Origin of the sequence: Leclercia sp. Colony189 (assembly GCF_009740165.1) — a bacterium.
Lineage (GTDB): Bacteria > Pseudomonadota > Gammaproteobacteria > Enterobacterales > Enterobacteriaceae > Enterobacter.
This window is the reverse complement of record NZ_CP046557.1, coordinates 2,434,632-2,453,483: the sequence shown is the minus strand read 5'-3', so window position 1 is coordinate 2,453,483 and position 18,852 is coordinate 2,434,632. Positions and strand designations below refer to the sequence as shown.

Annotated in this window: 17 protein-coding genes; 12 read left to right on the top strand and 5 right to left on the bottom strand. The window is 57.9% G+C overall.

The features are described 5' to 3' along the window. Positions 1-69 precede the first annotated feature (69 nt). Both GNG29_RS11650 and GNG29_RS11645 read left to right on the top strand, forming a co-directional pair. On the top strand, positions 70-1,413 hold the full coding sequence (locus GNG29_RS11650) for a VOC family protein (protein WP_156654575.1): 1,344 nt from the start codon (positions 70-72) through the stop codon (positions 1,411-1,413). 42 nt (positions 1,414-1,455) lie between these two features. Beyond that, positions 1,456-2,964: a carboxylesterase/lipase family protein gene (locus tag GNG29_RS11645; RefSeq protein WP_103179736.1), complete on the top strand. Its 1,509-nt coding sequence runs from the start codon at positions 1,456-1,458 to the stop codon at positions 2,962-2,964. On the opposite strand, the gene GNG29_RS11640 is transcribed toward GNG29_RS11645, so the two are convergent. After that, on the bottom strand, positions 2,951-3,793 hold the full coding sequence (locus GNG29_RS11640; RefSeq protein WP_156654574.1) for a LysR family transcriptional regulator: 843 nt from the start codon (positions 3,791-3,793) through the stop codon (positions 2,951-2,953). The two genes, GNG29_RS11645 and GNG29_RS11640, sit on opposite strands and share 14 nt — an antisense overlap. 110 nt (positions 3,794-3,903) lie before the next feature. Here GNG29_RS11640 and GNG29_RS11635 point away from each other — a divergent pair, with 110 nt between their 5' ends. The 4 genes from GNG29_RS11635 to rimL all read left to right on the top strand — a co-directional run bounded on the left by GNG29_RS11635 (position 3,904) and on the right by rimL (position 8,412). Further along, positions 3,904-5,073, top strand: a complete 1,170-nt coding sequence (locus GNG29_RS11635; protein WP_156654573.1) for a pyridoxal phosphate-dependent aminotransferase — start codon at positions 3,904-3,906, stop codon at positions 5,071-5,073. 11 nt (positions 5,074-5,084) lie between these two features. Continuing rightward, positions 5,085-5,858, top strand: coding sequence for an ABC transporter substrate-binding protein (locus GNG29_RS11630; protein ID WP_103179733.1), 774 nt, complete (start codon positions 5,085-5,087; stop codon positions 5,856-5,858). Between the two features lie 248 nt (positions 5,859-6,106). Beyond that, the gene (locus GNG29_RS11625; protein ID WP_103179732.1) at positions 6,107-7,762 is read left to right on the top strand and encodes a glucan biosynthesis protein D; all 1,656 of its coding nucleotides are present in this window, start codon (positions 6,107-6,109) and stop codon (positions 7,760-7,762) included. A gap of 101 nt (positions 7,763-7,863) precedes the next feature. After that, positions 7,864-8,412: a 50S ribosomal protein L7/L12-serine acetyltransferase gene (rimL, locus tag GNG29_RS11620; RefSeq protein ID WP_156654572.1), complete on the top strand. Its 549-nt coding sequence runs from the start codon at positions 7,864-7,866 to the stop codon at positions 8,410-8,412. On the opposite strand, the gene ydcK is transcribed toward rimL, so the two are convergent. Then, positions 8,407-9,387 (bottom strand): YdcK family protein, encoded by a 981-nt coding sequence (ydcK, locus tag GNG29_RS11615; protein WP_156654571.1) that lies wholly within the window; start codon positions 9,385-9,387, stop codon positions 8,407-8,409. The genes rimL and ydcK overlap by 6 nt on opposite strands. A 122-nt stretch (positions 9,388-9,509) precedes the next feature. Between ydcK and tehA the strand changes: the two genes are divergently transcribed. Together tehA and tehB are read left to right on the top strand one after the other, a co-directional pair. Next, a complete protein-coding gene (tehA, locus tag GNG29_RS11610; RefSeq protein WP_156654570.1) occupies positions 9,510-10,514 on the top strand; it encodes a dicarboxylate transporter/tellurite-resistance protein TehA in 1,005 nt (334 codons plus the stop codon). Further along, positions 10,511-11,107 carry a tellurite resistance methyltransferase TehB gene (gene tehB / locus GNG29_RS11605; RefSeq protein WP_156654569.1) on the top strand — a complete coding sequence of 199 codons (597 nt, stop codon included), beginning with the start codon at positions 10,511-10,513 and terminating at the stop codon, positions 11,105-11,107. The genes tehA and tehB overlap by 4 nt, the downstream gene beginning before the upstream one ends. A gap of 180 nt (positions 11,108-11,287) precedes the next feature. Here the strand turns inward: tehB and pepT are convergent, their stop codons facing one another. Beyond that, positions 11,288-12,517 (bottom strand): peptidase T, encoded by a 1,230-nt coding sequence (pepT, locus tag GNG29_RS11600; RefSeq protein WP_103179724.1) that lies wholly within the window; start codon positions 12,515-12,517, stop codon positions 11,288-11,290. A gap of 115 nt (positions 12,518-12,632) precedes the next feature. On the opposite strand from pepT, the gene GNG29_RS11595 reads away from it, so the two are divergent. Together GNG29_RS11595 and GNG29_RS11590 are read left to right on the top strand one after the other, a co-directional pair. Next, on the top strand, positions 12,633-14,225 hold the full coding sequence (locus tag GNG29_RS11595) for an ABC transporter substrate-binding protein (protein ID WP_156654568.1): 1,593 nt from the start codon (positions 12,633-12,635) through the stop codon (positions 14,223-14,225). 140 nt (positions 14,226-14,365) lie between these two features. Continuing rightward, positions 14,366-15,037 carry a DUF3313 domain-containing protein gene (locus GNG29_RS11590; protein WP_103179722.1) on the top strand — a complete coding sequence of 224 codons (672 nt, stop codon included), beginning with the start codon at positions 14,366-14,368 and terminating at the stop codon, positions 15,035-15,037. A 35-nt stretch (positions 15,038-15,072) separates the two neighbouring features. On the opposite strand, the gene GNG29_RS11585 is transcribed toward GNG29_RS11590, so the two are convergent. After that, on the bottom strand, positions 15,073-15,969 hold the full coding sequence (locus tag GNG29_RS11585) for a DMT family transporter (RefSeq protein ID WP_156654567.1): 897 nt from the start codon (positions 15,967-15,969) through the stop codon (positions 15,073-15,075). Positions 15,970-16,155: 186 nt separating this feature from the next. On the opposite strand from GNG29_RS11585, the gene GNG29_RS11580 reads away from it, so the two are divergent. After that, positions 16,156-17,028 carry an AraC family transcriptional regulator gene (locus GNG29_RS11580; protein ID WP_156654566.1) on the top strand — a complete coding sequence of 291 codons (873 nt, stop codon included), beginning with the start codon at positions 16,156-16,158 and terminating at the stop codon, positions 17,026-17,028. Here the strand turns inward: GNG29_RS11580 and GNG29_RS11575 are convergent. After that, on the bottom strand, positions 17,008-18,195 hold the full coding sequence (locus tag GNG29_RS11575) for a benzoate/H(+) symporter BenE family transporter (RefSeq protein ID WP_255410822.1): 1,188 nt from the start codon (positions 18,193-18,195) through the stop codon (positions 17,008-17,010). The genes GNG29_RS11580 and GNG29_RS11575 overlap by 21 nt on opposite strands. A gap of 68 nt (positions 18,196-18,263) precedes the next feature. On the opposite strand from GNG29_RS11575, the gene GNG29_RS11570 reads away from it, so the two are divergent. Then, a complete protein-coding gene (locus GNG29_RS11570) occupies positions 18,264-18,791 on the top strand; it encodes a helix-turn-helix domain-containing protein (RefSeq protein WP_103179718.1) in 528 nt (175 codons plus the stop codon). The last annotated feature ends 61 nt before the right edge of the window (positions 18,792-18,852 follow it).

Here is an 18,852-nt window from a genome sequence, read left to right as displayed (position 1 = left end):
TAAATTCTTCCAAACAGCAGCAACGGCCTTCTCTACACTCCAGGTAATATTCACTGGAGGCATGACATCATGGCGAACACCATCACGGCTGATGATATTCGGGAAAACTTTTCGCAGGCTATGTCGGCGATGTACCAGCAGGAAGTTCCGCAGTACGGCACTTTGCTGGAGCTGGTAGCGGATGTGAATCTGGCGGTACTGGAAAATAACCCGAAGCTGCACGAACAACTGGCCAACGCGGATGAACTCGCCCGTCTCAACCTCGAACGCCACGGGGCGATCCGTGTTGGTACGGCCCTGGAGCTGGCGACCCTGCGACGTATGTTCGCCATTATGGGGATGTTCCCGGTCAGCTATTACGATCTCTCCCAGGCCGGGGTGCCGGTCCACTCGACCGCCTTTCGCCCGGTAGACGATGCCGCGCTGTGCCGTAACCCGTTTCGTATTTTTACTTCGCTGCTGCGCCTGGAGCTGATCGACAACGTGGCCCTGCGCGAAAAAGCGGCAGAGATCCTCGCCCGGCGTAACATCTTTACTCCCCGCTGCCTGGCGCTGATTGACCTGCACGAGGCGGAAGGAGCGTTCACCCCGGCGCAGGCCGACGAGTTTGTTCAGGAGGCGCTGGAAACCTTCCGCTGGCATCGTCACGCCACGGTCGATCATGAGACATACCTGGCGCTACACAACGAACACCGGCTGATTGCCGACGTGGTCTGCTTCCCGGGCTGCCATATCAACCACCTGACGCCGCGCACGCTGGATATCGACCGGGTGCAGGCGTTAATGCCGGAATATGGCATCGAGCCGAAGATGCTCATCGAGGGGCCGCCGCGCAGGGAGACGCCGCTTCTGCTGCGTCAGACCAGCTTTAAGGCGCTGGAGGAGCCGGTACTGTTTGCCGGAGAAGCGCGCGGAACCCATACCGCGCGTTTTGGCGAAATTGAACAGCGCGGCGTGGCGTTAACCCCGAAAGGGCGCGAGCTCTACGATCGTCTGCTGGCGGAGGCCGGGACCGGCAAGGATAATCTGACCCACCAGCTGCATCTGCAGGAGGTTTTCCAGGCCTTTCCCGACAGCGATATCTTCCTGCGTCGCCAGGGACTGGCGTGGTTCCGCTACCGCCTGACCCCGGCAGGAGAGGCGCACCGCCACGCCTTTGGACCCGGTGACGATCCGCAGCCGCTCATCGAGCGCGGCTGGGTGGTCGCCCAGCCCATCACCTATGAAGATTTCCTGCCGGTGAGTGCCGCCGGGATCTTCCAGTCCAACCTTGGTAACGAAACCCAGGCCCGCACCCGCGGCAATGCCAGCCGTGATGCCTTTGAAGAGGCGCTGGGCTGCCCGGTGCTGGACGAGTTCACCCTCTATCAGGAGGCGGAAGAGCGCAGCAAGCGACGTTGCGGTTTGCTTTAAAAACGGTACTCTGCGGGGATGTGATAGCAACTGAAGGTCGATATGGAAAACGTCTCTTCCCCGATAGTGACCACGTGCCAGGGCGATATCTGCGGCATAACCGATGGCGATGTACAGGTCTGGCGCGCCATTCCCTATGCCGCGCCGCCGGTGGGCACATTACGCTGGCGTTCGCCGCAGCCGGTGGCAAGCTGGCAGGGCGTGCGCCAGGCCACCACCTTTTCGCCCTCAAGCTGGCAAAGCAGCGAGTACTGCCAGCAGTTGGGTGGGGGCGATCCGGGCCGTTTCTCGGAGGATTGCCTCTATCTGAACGTCTGGTCGCCGATGGAACGTGCCGCGCCGCTGCCGGTAATGGTCTGGCTGCACGGCGGCGGCTTTACCATTGGCGCAGGCGGGCTGCCACCCTACGATGGTAAAGCGCTGGCCCAGCGCGGGGTCGTGGTGGTGACGCTCAACTACCGGCTCGGCCACCTGGGCTTTTTTGCCCATCCGGCGCTGGCGGGAGAAGAGGAGCGGGTGGTACACAATTTTGCCCTGCTCGATCAGATAGCGGCCCTGGAGTGGGTGCGCGACAACATTGCTGCCTTTGGCGGTGATCCGGCGAACATCACCCTGTTTGGTGAATCTGCCGGGGCGCGGAGCGTGCTGTCATTGCTCGCCTCGCCGCTGGCAAAGGGGCTGTTTCATAAGGCGATAATCCAGAGCGGCTACACCCTGCCGGACACGCCCCGGGAGCAGGCGCTTAAAAAAGGCGAGGCGTTGGCGGCCCATTTTGGGCTGGAAAACGCCACCGCAGAGCAGTTGCGGGCGATCCCACCTGAGGCTTTCTGGCCGCTGACGGCACCGCACAACATAGCCCCCGCGCCGATCCATGGGGATTGTGTGTTGCCGGAGCCGATGCTGGAGGTCTTTTTTGCCGCCCGCCACCATCCGGTGCCGATCATGGTCGGTTCCAACAGCGATGAAGCGAGCGTGATGGCGGTGTTTGGCATCGATCTCGCCGGACAGATCCAGAAGCTGCGCCGGGAGCGGCGGCTGGGACTGGGGCTGATCAAGCTGCTCTATCCCGGCGTCAAAGACGATACCGAACTGGGGCGTCAGGTATGCCGCGATATGGCCTTCACCACCCTGGGGTTTGTCGTGATGCAGGCCCAGCAGCGGGTAGGGGAGCCGTGCTGGCGCTACTGGTTCGATTATGTAGCCGAAGCCGAACATGCCACTTACATCAACGGGGCCTGGCATGGCAACGAGGTGCCGTATGTGTTTGATACGCTTACCCTCGCCGAGCCTGCCCGACAGTATGTTAATGCCAACGACCTGGCCTTTGCCGCCCAGGTTGCCGACTACTGGGTCAACTTTGCCCGCCATGCCAGCCGGGAGTGCGACACGCTGAATGGCCCGACGCGCTGGCCTGCCTGTCACCGCAGGCGGGACGTTTTGCTACGTATCGGAGTGAATAAACATGCGGGATTTAAGCTTGAAAACCGATTTATGCGCGCCCGCATGGTGCTGTTTAAACGGGTGATGAAGCACCACGTCAGCCTGGATTAAGCAGACACGCGCGAAAGGCGGCCAGCCCCGCTGCTTTGCCGCGCGACTCCCGCAGCACCAGCCGGTAGCTGGCGCCGGTTCTTACGCTGCTGGCATAGGGCCGCACCAGCCGCCCGGCGCGGATATCCTCCGCCACCAGCGTCTCGTCGGCAATGGCGACGCCCAGCCCCTGAATAGCGGCAGTGATCGCCAGATCCATGGTGTCGAAGTGTTGATTTTTGTGCATGGCAGGCGGCTGTACGGCCTGTTTCTCCAGCCACAGCGACCAGTCGGTTTTATCCCGCGTCGGGTGCAGGTAGGTAAGCGACTCCACCGCTGTGCCCTGGCGCAGGGGACTTAATACCGGTGTTAATGCCTCTTCAAACAGCAGATCGCCCGCGCTCAGATGGGTGCCAAAGACAATGGCGGCATCATAGGATTCGGTTTTGAAATTGACGCTGTGTTCATTGGTGGTGGTCAGGGCAATCTGCAATTCAGGCTGCTCGCGCTCCACCTGCAACAGCCGCGGTACCAGCCAGCGCATGGCGCAGGTGGGCACCTTCAGGCGCACCACGGTTTGTTGCGCCCGGGCCTGGTCCGCCACCGTGAGAAAGTGTTCATACGACGCGCGCAAATCCGGCAGCAGGGCGCTGCCCTGAGAGGAGAGACGCAGCCCGCGGGCGTGGCGCTCAAACAGCGGAAAACCAAACCAGCTTTCCAGCGCGGCGATCTTACGGCTCACCGCCCCCTGGGTCAGGCAGAGCTCTTTTGCCGCATGGGTCAGATTCAGATGTCGGGCGGTAACAATAAACGCCTCAACGGCAGTGAGCGGGAATGCGCGATGCGACACAGAACCTCCAGGTATGATTTTTTATCATGGCTATTATGACAACAATTCGATTGTCGCCACAATAGCGTTCAGGTTGAATAGTTATGCACTATCTACCAGAGGAAATTCCGATGACGCTGCGTACTCCGATACAACCCCGATCCAAACTGCCGGACGTTGGCACCACGATTTTTACCGTTATCGGTCAGCTCTCCGCTGAACACAATGCCATCAACCTTTCTCAGGGGGCGCCGAATTTCGACTGCGATCCCGCGCTGGTGGCAGGTGTCCACCGCGCCATGCAGGCGGGCCACAACCAGTACGCGTCCATGACCGGGCTGGCGTCGCTGAAGGAACGCATCGCCGATAAGATCGCCTCCCTCTACGGTACGCAGTACGATCCTGCCAGCGAAGTGTTAGTTACCGCCAGCGCCAGCGAAGGGCTCTATTCGGCCATCAGCGGGCTGGTGCATGCTGGTGATGAGGTGATCTACTTTGAGCCGTCGTTCGACAGCTACGCGCCGATTGTCCGTCTGCAGGGCGCCACGCCGGTAGCCATCAAGCTGACGGTGCCGGATTTTGCCGTTAACTGGGATGAAGTGCGCGCCGCTATTACCTCGCGCACCCGGATGATTATTGTCAACACGCCGCATAACCCGAGCGGGCAGGTCTTCTCGGCGGAGGATCTGGCGCAGCTTGCGGCGATCACCCGCAACACCGATATCATTATTCTCTCTGACGAAGTGTACGAGCACGTGGTGTTTGACGACGTGCCGCATCACGGCATGGCTACCCATCCGGGGCTGGCGGAGCGCAGCGTGATCGTCTCGTCGTTTGGCAAAACCTACCACGTCACCGGCTGGCGCGTCGGCTACTGTGTCGCCCCGGCGCCGTTGATGGATGAGATCTGCAAAATCCATCAGTTTTTGATGTTCTCTGCCGATACCCCTATGCAGTATGCGTTTGCTGAACATATGGCCGATCCGCAAACCTGGCTGTCGCTGGCTGCGTTCTACCAGCGCAAACGCGATCTGCTGGTCAACCTGCTGGCCGACTCACCGTTCCGCCTGCTGCCGAGCGCAGGCTCCTTCTTCCTGCTGGCGGATTACCGCCACTTCAGCGATGAACGCGACAGCGAGATGGTGAAACGGCTGATTGTTGATTACGGTGTTGCCACGATCCCGCTCTCGGCGTTCTATACCGACGGGACAGATAACAAATTAATCCGTCTCTCTTTTGCCAAAGATGAGGCGACATTACGGGCAGGTGCGCAGGCCCTGTGTCGGGTAAAACCACGCTAAGGAGTTCAGTCATGAAAGTAAAAGCCTTCGTTGTCGGCCTGGGGTTGCTGTGTTCGTTTTCCTCACTTGCCGCAACCGAATTACGTTACGGCGTAGAAGCTGAGTATCCGCCTTTTGAGAGCCGTAACGCCTCGGGTGAACTGGAAGGGTTTGATATTGAGCTGGGGAACGCAATTTGCGCGGCGGCGGCCCTGAAGTGCAGCTGGGTTGAAACCTCGTTTGACGCGCTGATCCCGGGGCTGGTGGCGAAGAAATTTGACGCCATCAACTCGGCGATGAACATCACCGACCAGCGTCGCCAGAGCATCGACTTCACCCAGCCGATCTACCGTATTCCATCTCAGCTGGTGGGCAAGACCGGTAGCGCGGTGGACGCCACCCCGGAAGGGCTGAAGGGCAAGACCGTGGGCGTGTTGCAGGGCTCCATTCAGGAAACCTACGCCAAGGAGCACTGGGAAAAACAGGGTGTCACCGTGGTGTCGTATAAAGATCAGAACATGGCCTGGGGCGATCTGCTGAATGGCCGTATTGACGCCTCGCTGGTGATGTCTGCCGCCGGACAGGCGGGCTTCCTGAGCAAGCCACAGGGGAAAGGCTTTGGCTTTATCGGTAAGCCGGTCGCCGATGACACCATCCTGGGCAGCGGGATCGGCTATGGCCTGCGTAAAGGCGATGAGGCCACCAAAAAGCAGCTTGATGCCGCCATTGATAAAGTCCGTGCTGACGGCACTATCGACAAGCTTGCGCAGAAGTACTTCCCGGGCATCGATGTCAGCGTGAAATAATCATCTTACGCTAAGCCTCCGACGATGATGTCCGTCGGGGGCTTTTTTAAACATAACTTTACCTCCGTTTCAGGCAATTCCCCTCGACAGAAAATTCTTTCGCGCTTTGTTCATATTCTCGCCTGCCAACAATTGGATTCTTAACCGTTTTTGTTTAGGCTGTGCCCTTTTAATGATGTTCTTTCTTGCCGTTGTTTCGCCTTAAGCGAAACCCACCACCCCACGACCATAAGGACGTTTTTCCAGGCATGAATCGCAGACGTTTTTTAAAAGGATCTCTGGCCGTCGCCGCAGTAAGCGGAACTTCCGGTTTCGCCGCACTCTTTTCCCAGGCGGCCAGTGCAGCTGAATCGGATATTGCGGACGGCACCAGCCGCCGTTTCGACTTTTCTGTGCTGCAATCCATGGCTCACGACCTGGCGCAAACACCGTGGGGTGGTGCGCCGCGTCCGCTGCCGGATACGCTGGCAACACTGACACCGCAGGCTTATAACAGCATCCAGTACGATCCAAAGCAGTCGCTGTGGAACAACATCGAAAACCGCCAGCTTGATGTGCAGTTCTTCCACGTCGGGATGGGCTTCCGCCGTCGGGTGCGCATGTTCTCCCTGGATAACCAGACCGCCCAGGCGCGTGAGATCCACTTCCGCCCGGAACTCTTCAACTACCACGACGCGGGGGTCGATACTAAGCAGCTGGAAGGGCAGAGCGACTTAGGCTTCGCCGGTTTCCGCGCCTTTAAATCGCCGGAGCTGGCGCGCCGCGATATCGTCTCTTTCCTCGGCGCGAGCTACTTCCGCGCGGTTGACGACACCTATCAGTATGGGCTCTCCGCCCGCGGCCTGGCGCTGAACACCTACGCCGACAGCACCGAGGAGTTCCCGGACTTCACCGCCTTCTGGTTTGAAACCGTTAAACCCGGGGCGACCACCTTCACGGTCTACACCCTGCTCGACAGCCCGAGCATCACCGGGGCCTATAAGTTTGTGATCCACTGCGAGAAGACCCAGGTGATCATGGATGTCGAAAACCATCTCTACGCCCGTAAAGAGATACAGCAGTTGGGTATTGCCCCGATGACCAGCATGTTCGCCTGCGGCAACAACGAGCGCCGCGTCTGCGACACCATTCATCCGCAGATCCACGACTCCGATCGTCTGGCGATGTGGCGCGGCAACGGCGAATGGGTTTGCCGCCCGCTGAATAACCCGCAAAAGCTGCAATACAACGCCTATACCGACAAAAACCCGAAAGGTTTTGGTCTGCTCCAGCTTGACCGCGACTTCTCCCACTATCAGGACATCATGGGCTGGTACAACAAGCGCCCAAGCCTGTGGGTTGAGCCGCGTAACCAGTGGGGCAAAGGCACCGTCGGGCTGATGGAGATCCCGACCACCGGCGAAACCCTGGATAACGTGGTCTGCTTCTGGCAGCCGGAAAAACCGGTGAAGGCGGGGGATAAACTGAACTTCCAGTACCGTCTCTACTGGAGCGCCAGGCCGCCGGTCCGTTCCCCGCTGGCAAACGTGCTGGCCACCCGTACCGGCATGGGCGGCTTCCCGGAAGGCTGGGCCCCTGGCGAGCACTATCCGAAGGTGTGGGCGCGCCGTTTTGCGGTCGATTTTGTCGGCGGCGATCTGAAAGCGGCCGCGCCAAAAGGGATCGAGCCGGTAATCACCCTCTCCAGTGGCGAAGCGAAGCAGATTGAGATCCTCTATGTGGAGCCGTTCGATGGCTATCGCATCCTGTTCGACTGGTATCCGACCAGCGATTCGACCGATACGGTGGATATACGGATGTTCCTGCGCTGTCAGGGCGAAGCGATCAGCGAAACCTGGCTGTATCACTATTTCCCGCCCGCGCCGGATAAACGTCAGTATGTAGACGACCGCGTAATGCGTTAAGCCTTTGCCGGGTGGCGGCTGCGCCTTACCCGGCCTATGAACTGCACCAAACCGTAGGCCGGGCAAGCGCATGCGCCGCCCGGCGTTGCAGAGGAAGCACGATGACCACACCAACTGAAGAGATCATTCCCGTCAATGCGCATATCGAACTGCGTGCCGCCGACGAGCGTTACACCTCCGAGCTGCATAATCTGGTGATCAAAAACCGGGCGTGGTTACAGGACTACCTTAACTGGCCGCAATATGTCGGCACCGAAGAGGACACCCGCCAGAACATTCAGAGCAACCAGATGCTGCATCAACGGGGTTACGCCAAGATGTTCCTGATTTTTCACGATAATGCGCTGGTGGGGGTGCTGTCGTTTAACGCCATCGAGCCGCTGAATAAAACCGGCTATATCGGCTACTGGCTGGATGAAGCGCATCAGGGGCAGGGTATTTTGTCCCGGGCGCTGGAGGCCTTTATCCGCCACTACGCCGGACGCGGAGAGATCCGCCGTTTCGTCATCAAGTGCCGCGTTGACAACGCCGCCAGCAATCAGGTGGCGCTGCGCAACGGCTTTGTGCTGGAAGGGTGTCTGAAAGAGGTGGAATTCCTCAACGGAGGCTATGACGACCAGAACATCTATGCCCGGATCTGCACCTCATAATGCACCAATCAGCGGCGTGCGGGTGATATGCTGCGCGCCGTTAATCACCTTCTCACCGCGCAGGTGGATCATCTCGCCTTCCGCCGCCTCAATCACCGCGTCATCGGTAATCTCAATATGATGCTCGATCAGCACTTCCCCGCGAATGCGTGCCCGACCCTGAATCACCACTTTGTCATCTATTAAAATCGGTCCGCCGCGTAGCCAGGCTTCGCCGCCAATCAGCACATGGTGTTTAATCACGCAGTTGCCCTCAACCAGGGCATTTTCCGCCACCTGGGAGCTGTAGCGCAGGGTAGGGATGGCATCCTCCTCCAGCCCCGCGAGCAGGCGCGCGTTGCCGTACACTTTGGCGCAGTCGCATACCCAGACGTTGTTCACTTCGTTGCCTTCGATCAGCGCGTTGTCAAAAATTTCAGCGCGATGCTCAACAAAGGCGTAGCTGACAATGGCGTTGCCGTAGATCTGCGCCTGATGTACCACCCGCGACTGGCTGACCGTGGCCTCGCCAAAAATACGCAGGATCTTCTCATTGTCCGGGGTTAACCCTTTAGCGGCAATCACCATGCTGTTGTGCAGGATGCGGGCATTACCAAACAGATGGCATTCACCACGCACCACCGAAGACTGAACGGTGACGTTGTCACTTAAGCGCGCGCCGTGGCCGATCTCGGCTCCGTCAACCCATGCGTTATCGCCGACAGACGCCTGATGACTAATTACGCATGGCCGGGTAAGGCGCGCGTTACCGCTCACCTGTGCCCCGGCAAAGACCACGCTGTTCTCGTCGTAGATCCAGCAGTCATCCTCCTGCGAGAGCGCCGATTGGTCATCGATCCAGCCCCCCCGGGTGCCGCTTTTCACATCGCTGAAATCACGCGCGGCGATAATCTGGCGTACTTTTACCGCTGTTTTGGTCTCGCCATCCTGCCAGTGGTGCAGACGGCTCTCTTCGCTGAGTTGATATTTATTCATCACTGTGTCCGCAGTTATCCTCTTTACTAACCGTAGCAAACTTTGGCTTGATCGAAAGAGTGGCATCGGCAAATGAAACTCCTTAAACTAGCATTTCAAATATAATTTATAGCTTAAAAAAAATGTACAAGACTCAACCCGCTGAACGCGTTCTTAATTTGCCCGCTGGCTACTACGGTATGGTGCTGGGTACGATTGGTATGGGCTTCGCCTGGCGCTATGCCAGCACCATCTGGCCGGTGCCGCACTGGCCGGGGGAGATGCTGGTGTTGCTGGCGATGACGATCTGGCTGCTGTTAACCGTGGCGTTTATCACCCGCGCGGTGCGGTTTCCCGGCAGCGTCCTGGCGGAGATGCGTCATCCGGTAATGAGCAGCTTTGTGAGTCTGTTCCCGGCCACCACCATGCTGGTGGCGATTGGCTTTGTGCCCTGGTATCGCCCGCTGGCGCTGGCCTTGTTCAGCGTGGGCGTGGTGGTGCAGTTGAGCTATGCGGCGTGGCAGTCCGCCGGGCTGTGGCGCGGCAAACATCCGGAGGAGGCGACCACCCCGGGGCTCTACCTGCCGACGGTGGCTAACAACTTTATCAGCGCGATGGCCTGCGGCGCACTCGGGTTTCACGATGCCGGGCTGGTGTTTCTCGGCGCGGGGGTCTTCTCCTGGCTGAGCCTGGAACCAGTGATACTGCAACGGCTGCGCAGCGCGGGTGAACTGCCTGCGCCAATGCGCTCATCTCTCGGTATTCAGCTGGCCCCTGCGCTGGTGGCCTGTAGCGCGTGGCTCAGCGTCAACGGCGGCGAGGCGGATACCTTTGCCAAAATGCTGTTCGGCTATGGCCTGTTGCAATTACTCTTTACCCTGCGGCTGATGCCCTGGTATCTGTCGCAGCCCTTTAATGCTTCATTCTGGAGCTTTTCGTTCGGCATCTCGGCGCTGGCCACCACCGGCTTGCATCTGGGGCAGAGTAGCCCGTCCGGTTTCTTTCACGCCATCGCCATTCCGCTCTTTATTTTTACCAATGCCATCATTGCGCTATTACTGGTGCGTACGTTTATCCTGTTGATGCAGGGGAAACTGTTGGTTCGTGCAGACAAAGCAACGCTTATGCAAGCTGAGGAAAAAGAATGACTGTGTTTGATGAGAACTACTTTACCGAAAAATATGGCCTGACCCGTACCCACTCCGAAGTGCTCTACAGCGCCGGGATTGTTAAGCCGGGCAAGACGCTGGATCTCGGCTGCGGCAACGGGCGAAACAGCCTCTACCTTGCGGCGAACGGCTTTGACGTCACCGCGTGGGATAAAAGTCCGATGGGCATCGAGAATATCGAGAGCATCAAGGCGAAAGAGGGGATCACTAACCTGCAGACGGCGGTCCAGGATCTCAACACCCTGCGCTTTGACGGCGAATACGATTTTATTCTCTCTACCGTGGTGATGATGTTCCTGCAGGCGGAAACCATCCCCAATCTTATCGACAACATGCAGCGCTGCACGAAACCCGGCGGCTATAACCTGATTGTGGCCGCAATGGATACCGACGATTATCCGTGCAACGTCGGCTTCCCGTTCGCGTTTAAAACCGGCGAGTTAAGCGACTACTATGCGGGCTGGGAACTGCTGAAATATAAAGAGGAGGTGGGCGAGCTGCACCGCACCGACGCCCAGGGGAACCGCATTAAGCTGCGTTTTGCCACGATGCTGGCGCGTAAGCCGACGTAACCGTTCTTGCCCGGCGGCGCAGGGCTTGCACGGGCCTGTAATACCGTAGGCCGGGTAAGGCGCAGCCGCCACCCGGAGTATTCGTTCTTGCCCGGCGGCGCTGCGCTTGCACGGGCCTACAAGACCGTAGGCCGGGTAAGGCGTAGCCGCCACCCGGCGTATCCGTGCTTGCCAACCCGCTTAACGCGCCGCCAGCAGACAGAGCTGCAGCGCCGTGTTGTACGACGCCTCGAACGATTTCAACGGTAAAAACTCAAATTTTGAGTGGAAGTTATGGGCGCCGGTGAAGAAGTTCGGGGTTAACAGCCCCTTCGCCGAGAGCGCTGCACCGTCGGTGCCGCCGCGCATTGGGGTCGGTTTTGGCGTGATGCCTAAACTTTCCATCGCCTCGAACATCAGGTCGATTGCCCGGCGATCGTCACCTACCGCATTGCTGATGTTGCTGTAGGTATCTTCGATATGCCAGCTTACCTGCGCGGTAGGGTGTTGAGCGGCAATCTTCTCCGCCACTTCGCCAATTTGCGCCTTACGGGCGGCAAAACTCTCACGGTCGAAATCACGAATGCTCGCCTTCAGCAACGCCTCGTTTTGCCCGGCCTGAATGCCGTTAAACCAGATATAACCTTCCCGGCCCTCGGTATGCTCCGGGGTTTGCAGACGATCGAAATGGTTGATGTAGTCGGTTGCCATCAGCAGCGGGTTCACCAGCACGCCCTTCGCCGACATGGGGTGCGCCGTCACGCCGGTAAAGCGAATCTCCGCTGCCGCCGCGTTGAAGTTCTCGTAAACAATCTCCCCCAGCTCGCAGCAGTCGATGGTCCAGGCGAAATCGACATCAAAACGGGCCAGATCCAGCGCTTTCGCCCCGCACAGGCCAATCTCTTCGTCCGGCACAAAGGCCACCACGATATCGCCATGCTTATGCTCAGCGGTAAGGTTCTCTAGCAGCGTCATCACCACCGTCACCGCCGATTTGTTGTCGGCGCCCAGTACGCTGGTGCCGTCGCTGAAAATGATCTCTTCATTGGGGTAAGCGAGGATTTCCGGGTGTTCGCTGACCCGCAGCCAGATATCTTTTTCCGCATTCAGGCAGAGATCATCTCCGGTAAAGGTGAGGATCTGTGGATGAATATCCGGTGACAAACCGACGTCAACGGTATCGATATGGGTGATAAAACCGATTCGCGGCGCGCCGGGAACATTGCCCTTTTTTACCGCGGTGACGGTGGCAAATTCGTCGATCACGATCTCCGACAAACCCAGCGTTTGCAGCTCTGCGGCCAGCATCCGTGCCATCTCATGCTGGCCGGGTGTGGAGGGCAGGGTTTTCACCTTTGGGTCGCTCTGGCTGGTGACAGCCAGGTAGCGAAAGAAGCGTTGGGTTAATTGTCTGGCGAGCGCAGAAGCCATGGTGGATCCTTCTTTATTTGAGTTATCAGGTGTTTGCGAAATCACTTTAATGATATTTATGGTTTGGCACGACAAAAAATTCATTAGCCGTCAAATTAAAAGACAGGAAAACGCGATGAAAAGCAACCTCACAAAACTGGCGCTAACCGTCGCCGCGCTGACGGTCAGTTCCACCGTTGCCGCTAAAACGCTGGTCTATTGTTCCGAAGGATCGCCTGAGAACTTTAACCCGCAACTCTATACCTCCGGCACCAGCGTGGATGCCAGCGCGGTGCCGGTCTATAACCGGCTGGTGGATTTTACGCCGGGCACTACCGATCTGGTGCCAAGCCTGGCCGAAAGTTGGGAAGTGAGCGAAGACGGCAAGGTCTACACCTTCCATCTGCGCAAGGGGGTGAAGTTCCAGAGCAACAAGCTGTTCACCCCAACGCGAGACTTTAACGCCGATGATGTGATCTTCTCGTTTATGCGACAGAAAGATCCGAAGCATCCTTATCACAACGTCTCTAACGGTAACTATTCGAATTTCGAAAGCCTGGAGTTTGGCAAGCTGATTACCGCCATTGATAAAGTGGATGATCACACGGTGCGCTTTACCCTGGCGCATCCGGAAGCGCCGTTTGTCGCGGACTTAGCGTGGTACTTCGCCTCGATCCTCTCCGCTGAGTATGCGGATGCGATGATGAAAGCCGGCACGCCAGAGAAGGTGGATATGGAGCCGATTGGCACCGGGCCGTTTAAGCTGGCGAAATACCAGAAAGACTCGCGCATTCTGTTCACCGCCTTCCCGGAGTACTGGCAGGGTAAAGCAAAACTGGATCGTCTGGTGTTCACTATCGTCCCGGACGCTTCGGTGCGCTTCGCCAAGCTGGAGAAAAACGAATGTCAGGTGATGCCGTTCCCGAACCCCGCCGACTTGCCGCGGATGAAGGCCAACAAAGATCTTAACCTGATGAGTAAGGCCGGGCTGAATACCGGCTTCCTGTCGTTTAACACCCAGAAACCGCCGCTGGATAATGTCAAAGTGCGCCAGGCGCTGGCGATGGCGATTAACAAACCGGCTATTATCGAGGCCGTCTTCCAGGGGACCGGAACGGCGGCTAAAAATCTGCTGCCGCCGGGCGTGTGGAGCGCGGACAGCGAGTTGAAGGACTACGATTACGATCCTGAAAAGGCCAAAGCCCTGCTGAAAGAGGCCGGCTTTGCCAACGGGATGACCATCGACCTGTGGGCGATGCCGGTGCAGCGTCCGTACAACCCCAATGCCAAACGGATGGCCGAGATGATTCAGGCCGACTGGGCAAAAGTTGGCGTGCAGACCAAAGTCGTCACCTACGAGTGGGGGGAATACCTTAAGCGGGTGAAGGGGGGCGAGCATCAGGCGGCCCTGATGGGCTGGACCACGGCCACGGGCGACCCGGATAACTTCTTTGGTCCGCTCTTTACCTGTACCTCGGCCAACGGCGGTTCTAATTCCGCGAAATGGTGCTATCCACCATTTGATAAAATTATTGCTGAAGCTAAATCTATTACCGATCACGATAAACGGGTGGCGTTATATAAACAGGCGCAACAAATGATGCACGATCAAATGCCTGCGGTAATGATTGCGCACTCCACTATTTTCGAACCCGTCCGTAAAGAGGTGACTGGCTATGAAATAGACCCGTTCGGTAAACATTTATTCTGGCAAGTGGATATAAAATAATCATTTAATGCTGCCCGTTATCGTTACGGGCACTCTTTTTTCAATTTGTGCTGTTTTCCTCATTTTTTGTCACTTTTTTTCCGGCCAACTTTTGCTATAACTTCAATTGCATATTTGCACTTCACAGGGATACACCCATTATGCGTACTACTACTTTATTTAAAGTTGCCGCGCTCTCCGGCCTGTTGCTTCTCGCTGGCTGTGCGTCAAAAGTGGCGGAGCCTGATCAATATTCAGGTTTTTTAAAAGACTACTCAGGGCTTAAAGAAACGACTTCCGCATCGGGCAAACCAACGCTGCGCTGGGTCGATCCGTCTTATGACGAATCGAAATATGACAGCATTATCTGGAACAATATTACCTACTATCCGGAGCCAAGACCGACCACCCAAATCGGTAAGCGCACTCTGGATGAATTGTTAGCTTATACCAACACCAAAATGAAGACCGCTATCGGCCAGCGCAAACCTGTTGTTGCGTCGCCTGGTAAGCACAGCCTGATTTTCCGCGGTGCCATCACGGGCGTCAGCTCGCAGAAAGAAGGTCTGCAGTTCTATGAAGTGGTCCCTGTTGCGCTGGTCGTGGCGGGTACGCAGATGGCAACCGGCCATCGAACCATGGATACCCATCTCTACTTTGAAGGCGAGCTGATTGACGCCCAGACCAACAAGCCGGTGATTAAAGTGGTGCGTAAAGGGGAAGGTAAAGAGCTGAGCAACGAAAGTACGCCTATGACCTTCGCAACCCTGAAGCAGGTTGTGGATGACATGGCGACCGATGCCACCATGTTTGATGTGCATAAAACCCAATAATATCAGGCCGGCCTGCCGCGGGCAGGCCGGTTTTGTTACGCCGTTCGTAGCCGTCGGAACCAGCTCTCCGGGCGGGCAAACATCACCAGATTCCCCGTTAAGATCAGCAGCAGCCCCGCAATCCCGTTGCTGTGCCAGACATAGCCTTCATACACCGTAGAAAATGAGAGCGCCACCAGCGGAAACAGCAGGGTGCTGTAAGCCGCCTTTCCTGCGCCAATTCTTCCTGCCAGCGTGAAGTAGGCGCCAAAGGCAATCACCGAGCCAAAGAGCGCCAGATAGAGCAGCGCACCCATGTAGCTTACCGACCAGACCGGCGTAAAGTCATCCCCGCGGATCAGCGCAATCGCCCCCATCACCAGCGTACCGTACAGCATCGCCCAGGCGTTGGTGGTCATGGTCTCCAGACCGTTGCGCTGGTGGCGCAGGCTGATCATATTGCCCAGCGAAAAACCGTAGGTGCCCAGCGCCGAGAGGGCAATGCCAAACAGCAGACCGGCACTCCAGCCGCTGGCCAGCAGGTCGTTCCAGAAGAGTGTTATGATGCCGAGCAGCCCCAGCGCCGCCGCCAGATAAAAACGCGCGGGCGGACGCTGACCAAAAAAGAGAAAGCTGTTCAGGGCGTTATAGAGCACCGCCATGGAGAAAATCACCGACTCCAGCCCGGTATTGATATACGCCGCCGCGGTGTAAAAACACCAGAAATTAAAGCAAAAGACGCAGCATCCTTGCAGGCCGCAAAACAGATGGTCGCGCAAGGCCAGCGGACGGAGGCGGCGCAGAATCAGCAGCACCGCCATGATGGTGGCGGTGGCGACGGCAAAGCGCCAGAAAATAGAGACCGGCGCGGGGACCGGCCCTTGTTGTAGATAGATGGCAATCCAGGTGGTTCCCCAGATAATGACGACCAGAGCGTACAAAAATGCGTTCATCCTATTTCTCTTTTCAGCAAAGTCTGGGGGTCAGTATGGCGGCAGGGAAACGGGTCTTCTTTCACAGACTTGCGGTGGACTTGCATAATCTTGCGCTTTTTTCCTGACCTGCGCGGAAGAGGACTGGCACTGAGGCGAAGAACTTTTTAGACTTGTTAACTCTTATTAACAACCGGGTGAGTGGTTATGGCTGAGACCTACGGTGCCTTTGAAAATCTGCGCAAACATAAAGCGGTATTGCACAATGCCGTGGCGCTGAATTCAGGGATCCAGCTGGCGGCCTGGTCGAATAAGCGCGACACCATCACCCAGTATTGCGATCACCATACGCTCAGTCTCTATATCGCCGACGGCTACGAGAGCTATCACAAAACCACCGCCGGCTGGAAAAATGGCGGCGGTCCGGACCGTTTCTGCCTGATGCCCAAAGAGAGCGAGTCTACCTGGGATATTCGCGACGATCTGTCGTTTGTGCATCTCTACTGTACCGATGACCACCTGCGTAGCGTCGGGGAGCAGGTGTGGGACAAAAGCCCCTACAGCTTTACCCTTGACGAAAATCTGTTTGGTGACGATGCCAGCATCACCGCCCTGTATCGCCATTTTATCCTTGGCTGCGACTGGCAGCAGTCTGCTAACCAGCTCACGCTGAGTACCGCCTCCACGCTGCTCCTGACCCATCTGGTGCAGCATTACAGTAACGTGCAGTGGGCGTTGCCAACGGTCACGGGCGGCCTGTCGCCGTTCGTCCTGCGTAATGTGCTGGCCTTTATCGAAGAGAATCTGGCCCAGCCGCTGACCCTGGCGGAACTGGCCGCCCAGGCAAGCTTAAGCGAGTTTCATTTTGCCCGCATGTTCCGTCAGTCGATGCAGATGGCGCCGCACCAGTATGTGATGCAGCGGCGGATGGAGAAGGCCAAAACCCTGGTGCGGACCACCCGCCAGCCGCTCACCGACATTGCCCTGGCCTGCGGATTCAGCTCCGCCAGCCATTTCAGCAACCGCTTTCGCGCCGCCACCGGGCTTACGCCGTCCCAGCTACGAGCGGCGAGTACGTAGCAGCAGGGCGTAGCAGACGCCGCCCGCCACCAGCCCCCAGAACGCCGAGCCTATCCCCGCAAGGGTTGCGCCGCTGGCGGTCAGCAGAAAGGTCACGATGGCGGCATCGCGCTCGGCCTCATTATGCAGCGCCTGATGCAGACTGCCGCTGATGGTGCCCAGCAGCGCCAGACCTGCCAGCGTCTGGATCCAGCTTAGCGGCAGAGCCGCCATCAGTCCGCTAATTGAGCCGCCAAAAATGCCGGCCAGCAGGTAAAAGACTCCCGCCGCAGCCGCAGCCAGCCAGCGTTTACCGGCATCCGGGTGCGCATCCGGGCTCTGACAGATGGCGGCGGTGATCGCCGCAATGCAAATGGAGTAGACGCCAAACGGCGACAGCAGCAGCGCCAGCCCGCCGGTGACAATGATGAGCGGCGAGACGGCCACCGGATAGCCAGAGGCTTTCATCGTGGCGAACCCCGGCGCATTCTGTGACGCCATGGTGACTAAAAAGAAGGGCAGGCCGATGCTGATAAGCGTGGTGAGATTGAAGGTGGGGGCGATAAATTGCGGCATCACCAGCGCGAAAGTGAGTCTGTCCGTGACAACGTCACCTTTCAGCGCCGCGACTAATCCACCCACCAGCAGGGTGGCGACGATGGCATAGCGTGGGGCAAAGGCTTTGGTCAGCAGCCAGGCCAGCAGCATACTGCCACATAACAGCAGATGCCCCTCCAGATTGCTGAAGGCCTGTAACCCGAAGCGCAGCAGCACCCCGGCAAGCATCGCCGCCGCCAGTGAATGGGGGATGATCTTCATCAGTCGGGCAAACAGGCCGCTGACGCCACAGATAACGATCAGGGCATTGGCAAAAATAAAGATGCCGATGGTTTCTGAAAGCGTGACTCCTTGCAGGCTGGTCGCCAGCAGGGCGGCACCCGGTGTCGACCAGGCGGTGAGCACAGGAGCTTTATACCACCACGACAGCCCCAGCGTGCTGATCCCCATCCCCAGACCCAGGGCGGTCATCCAGCCTGCAATCTGCGGGGCCGTTGCGCCTGCCGCTGCCGCAGCTTGCCAGATAATAGCGGCAGAGCTGGCGTAGCCCACCAGTACGGCAACGAAACCGGATAAGAGGGTGGGAAAGGTGAGCGAGGATGCGCGCATGAGAACTCCGTTGTGCGTTATAACAGCCGTGAATGTAGCACTGTGCGTTATAGCATACAAGTGGTACACTCGCGGCAAGAGGAGGGGCTATGGACATTACGCAACATCTTGCAATTACGCTGAAAACGCTGCGCCAGGCGCGCGGCTGGAGCCTGTCGAAGCTGGCTGAAGAGACCGGGGTGTCAAAAGCAATGCTCGGCCAGGTCGAGCGGAACGAATCCAGCCCGACGGTCTCGACGCTGTGGAAAATCGCTACCGGACTCAACGTGCCGTTCTCCACCTTTATCACCCCCGAAGCGGAAAACCCGCCGGTATTCGATCCCCAGCAGCAGGCGATGGTGGTGAAACCGCTCTTTCCCTGGGATGAGGCGCTGAAATACGATCATTTCTCGATTACCCTCGCGCCGGGCGCCCTCAGTGAATCCACCCCGCACGAGGCCGGGGTAATTGAGCATGTGGTAGTAATAAGCGGTGAGCTGGAGATGCAGATCGACGGCGTCTGGCAGACGCTTTTACCTGATACCGGCCTGCGTTTTGCCGGAGATAAACCGCACGCCTACCGCAACAGCAGCGGCCAGACGGTGCACTTTCACTCACTCATCCATTATCCCCGATAAAGACACGCAAAACTGTTTCACTGGCCCATACTTCTGACTACAATAGCCGCCATTTTGACCA

Coding starts and splice junctions, on each gene's coding strand:
- GNG29_RS11595 (WP_156654568.1), top strand. CDS start 12,633: ATGAAAAGCAACCTCACAAAACTGGCGCTAACCGTCGCCGCGCTGACG.
- rimL (WP_156654572.1), top strand. CDS start 7,864: ATGACCACACCAACTGAAGAGATCATTCCCGTCAATGCGCATATCGAA.
- GNG29_RS11585 (WP_156654567.1), bottom strand. CDS start 15,969: ATGAACGCATTTTTGTACGCTCTGGTCGTCATTATCTGGGGAACCACC.
- ydcK (WP_156654571.1), bottom strand. CDS start 9,387: ATGAATAAATATCAACTCAGCGAAGAGAGCCGTCTGCACCACTGGCAG.
- tehA (WP_156654570.1), top strand. CDS start 9,510: ATGTACAAGACTCAACCCGCTGAACGCGTTCTTAATTTGCCCGCTGGC.
- GNG29_RS11570 (WP_103179718.1), top strand. CDS start 18,264: ATGGACATTACGCAACATCTTGCAATTACGCTGAAAACGCTGCGCCAG.
- GNG29_RS11650 (WP_156654575.1), top strand. CDS start 70: ATGGCGAACACCATCACGGCTGATGATATTCGGGAAAACTTTTCGCAG.
- pepT (WP_103179724.1), bottom strand. CDS start 12,517: ATGGCTTCTGCGCTCGCCAGACAATTAACCCAACGCTTCTTTCGCTAC.
- GNG29_RS11590 (WP_103179722.1), top strand. CDS start 14,366: ATGCGTACTACTACTTTATTTAAAGTTGCCGCGCTCTCCGGCCTGTTG.
- GNG29_RS11645 (WP_103179736.1), top strand. CDS start 1,456: ATGGAAAACGTCTCTTCCCCGATAGTGACCACGTGCCAGGGCGATATC.
- GNG29_RS11630 (WP_103179733.1), top strand. CDS start 5,085: ATGAAAGTAAAAGCCTTCGTTGTCGGCCTGGGGTTGCTGTGTTCGTTT.
- GNG29_RS11580 (WP_156654566.1), top strand. CDS start 16,156: ATGGCTGAGACCTACGGTGCCTTTGAAAATCTGCGCAAACATAAAGCG.
- GNG29_RS11635 (WP_156654573.1), top strand. CDS start 3,904: ATGACGCTGCGTACTCCGATACAACCCCGATCCAAACTGCCGGACGTT.
- tehB (WP_156654569.1), top strand. CDS start 10,511: ATGACTGTGTTTGATGAGAACTACTTTACCGAAAAATATGGCCTGACC.
- GNG29_RS11625 (WP_103179732.1), top strand. CDS start 6,107: ATGAATCGCAGACGTTTTTTAAAAGGATCTCTGGCCGTCGCCGCAGTA.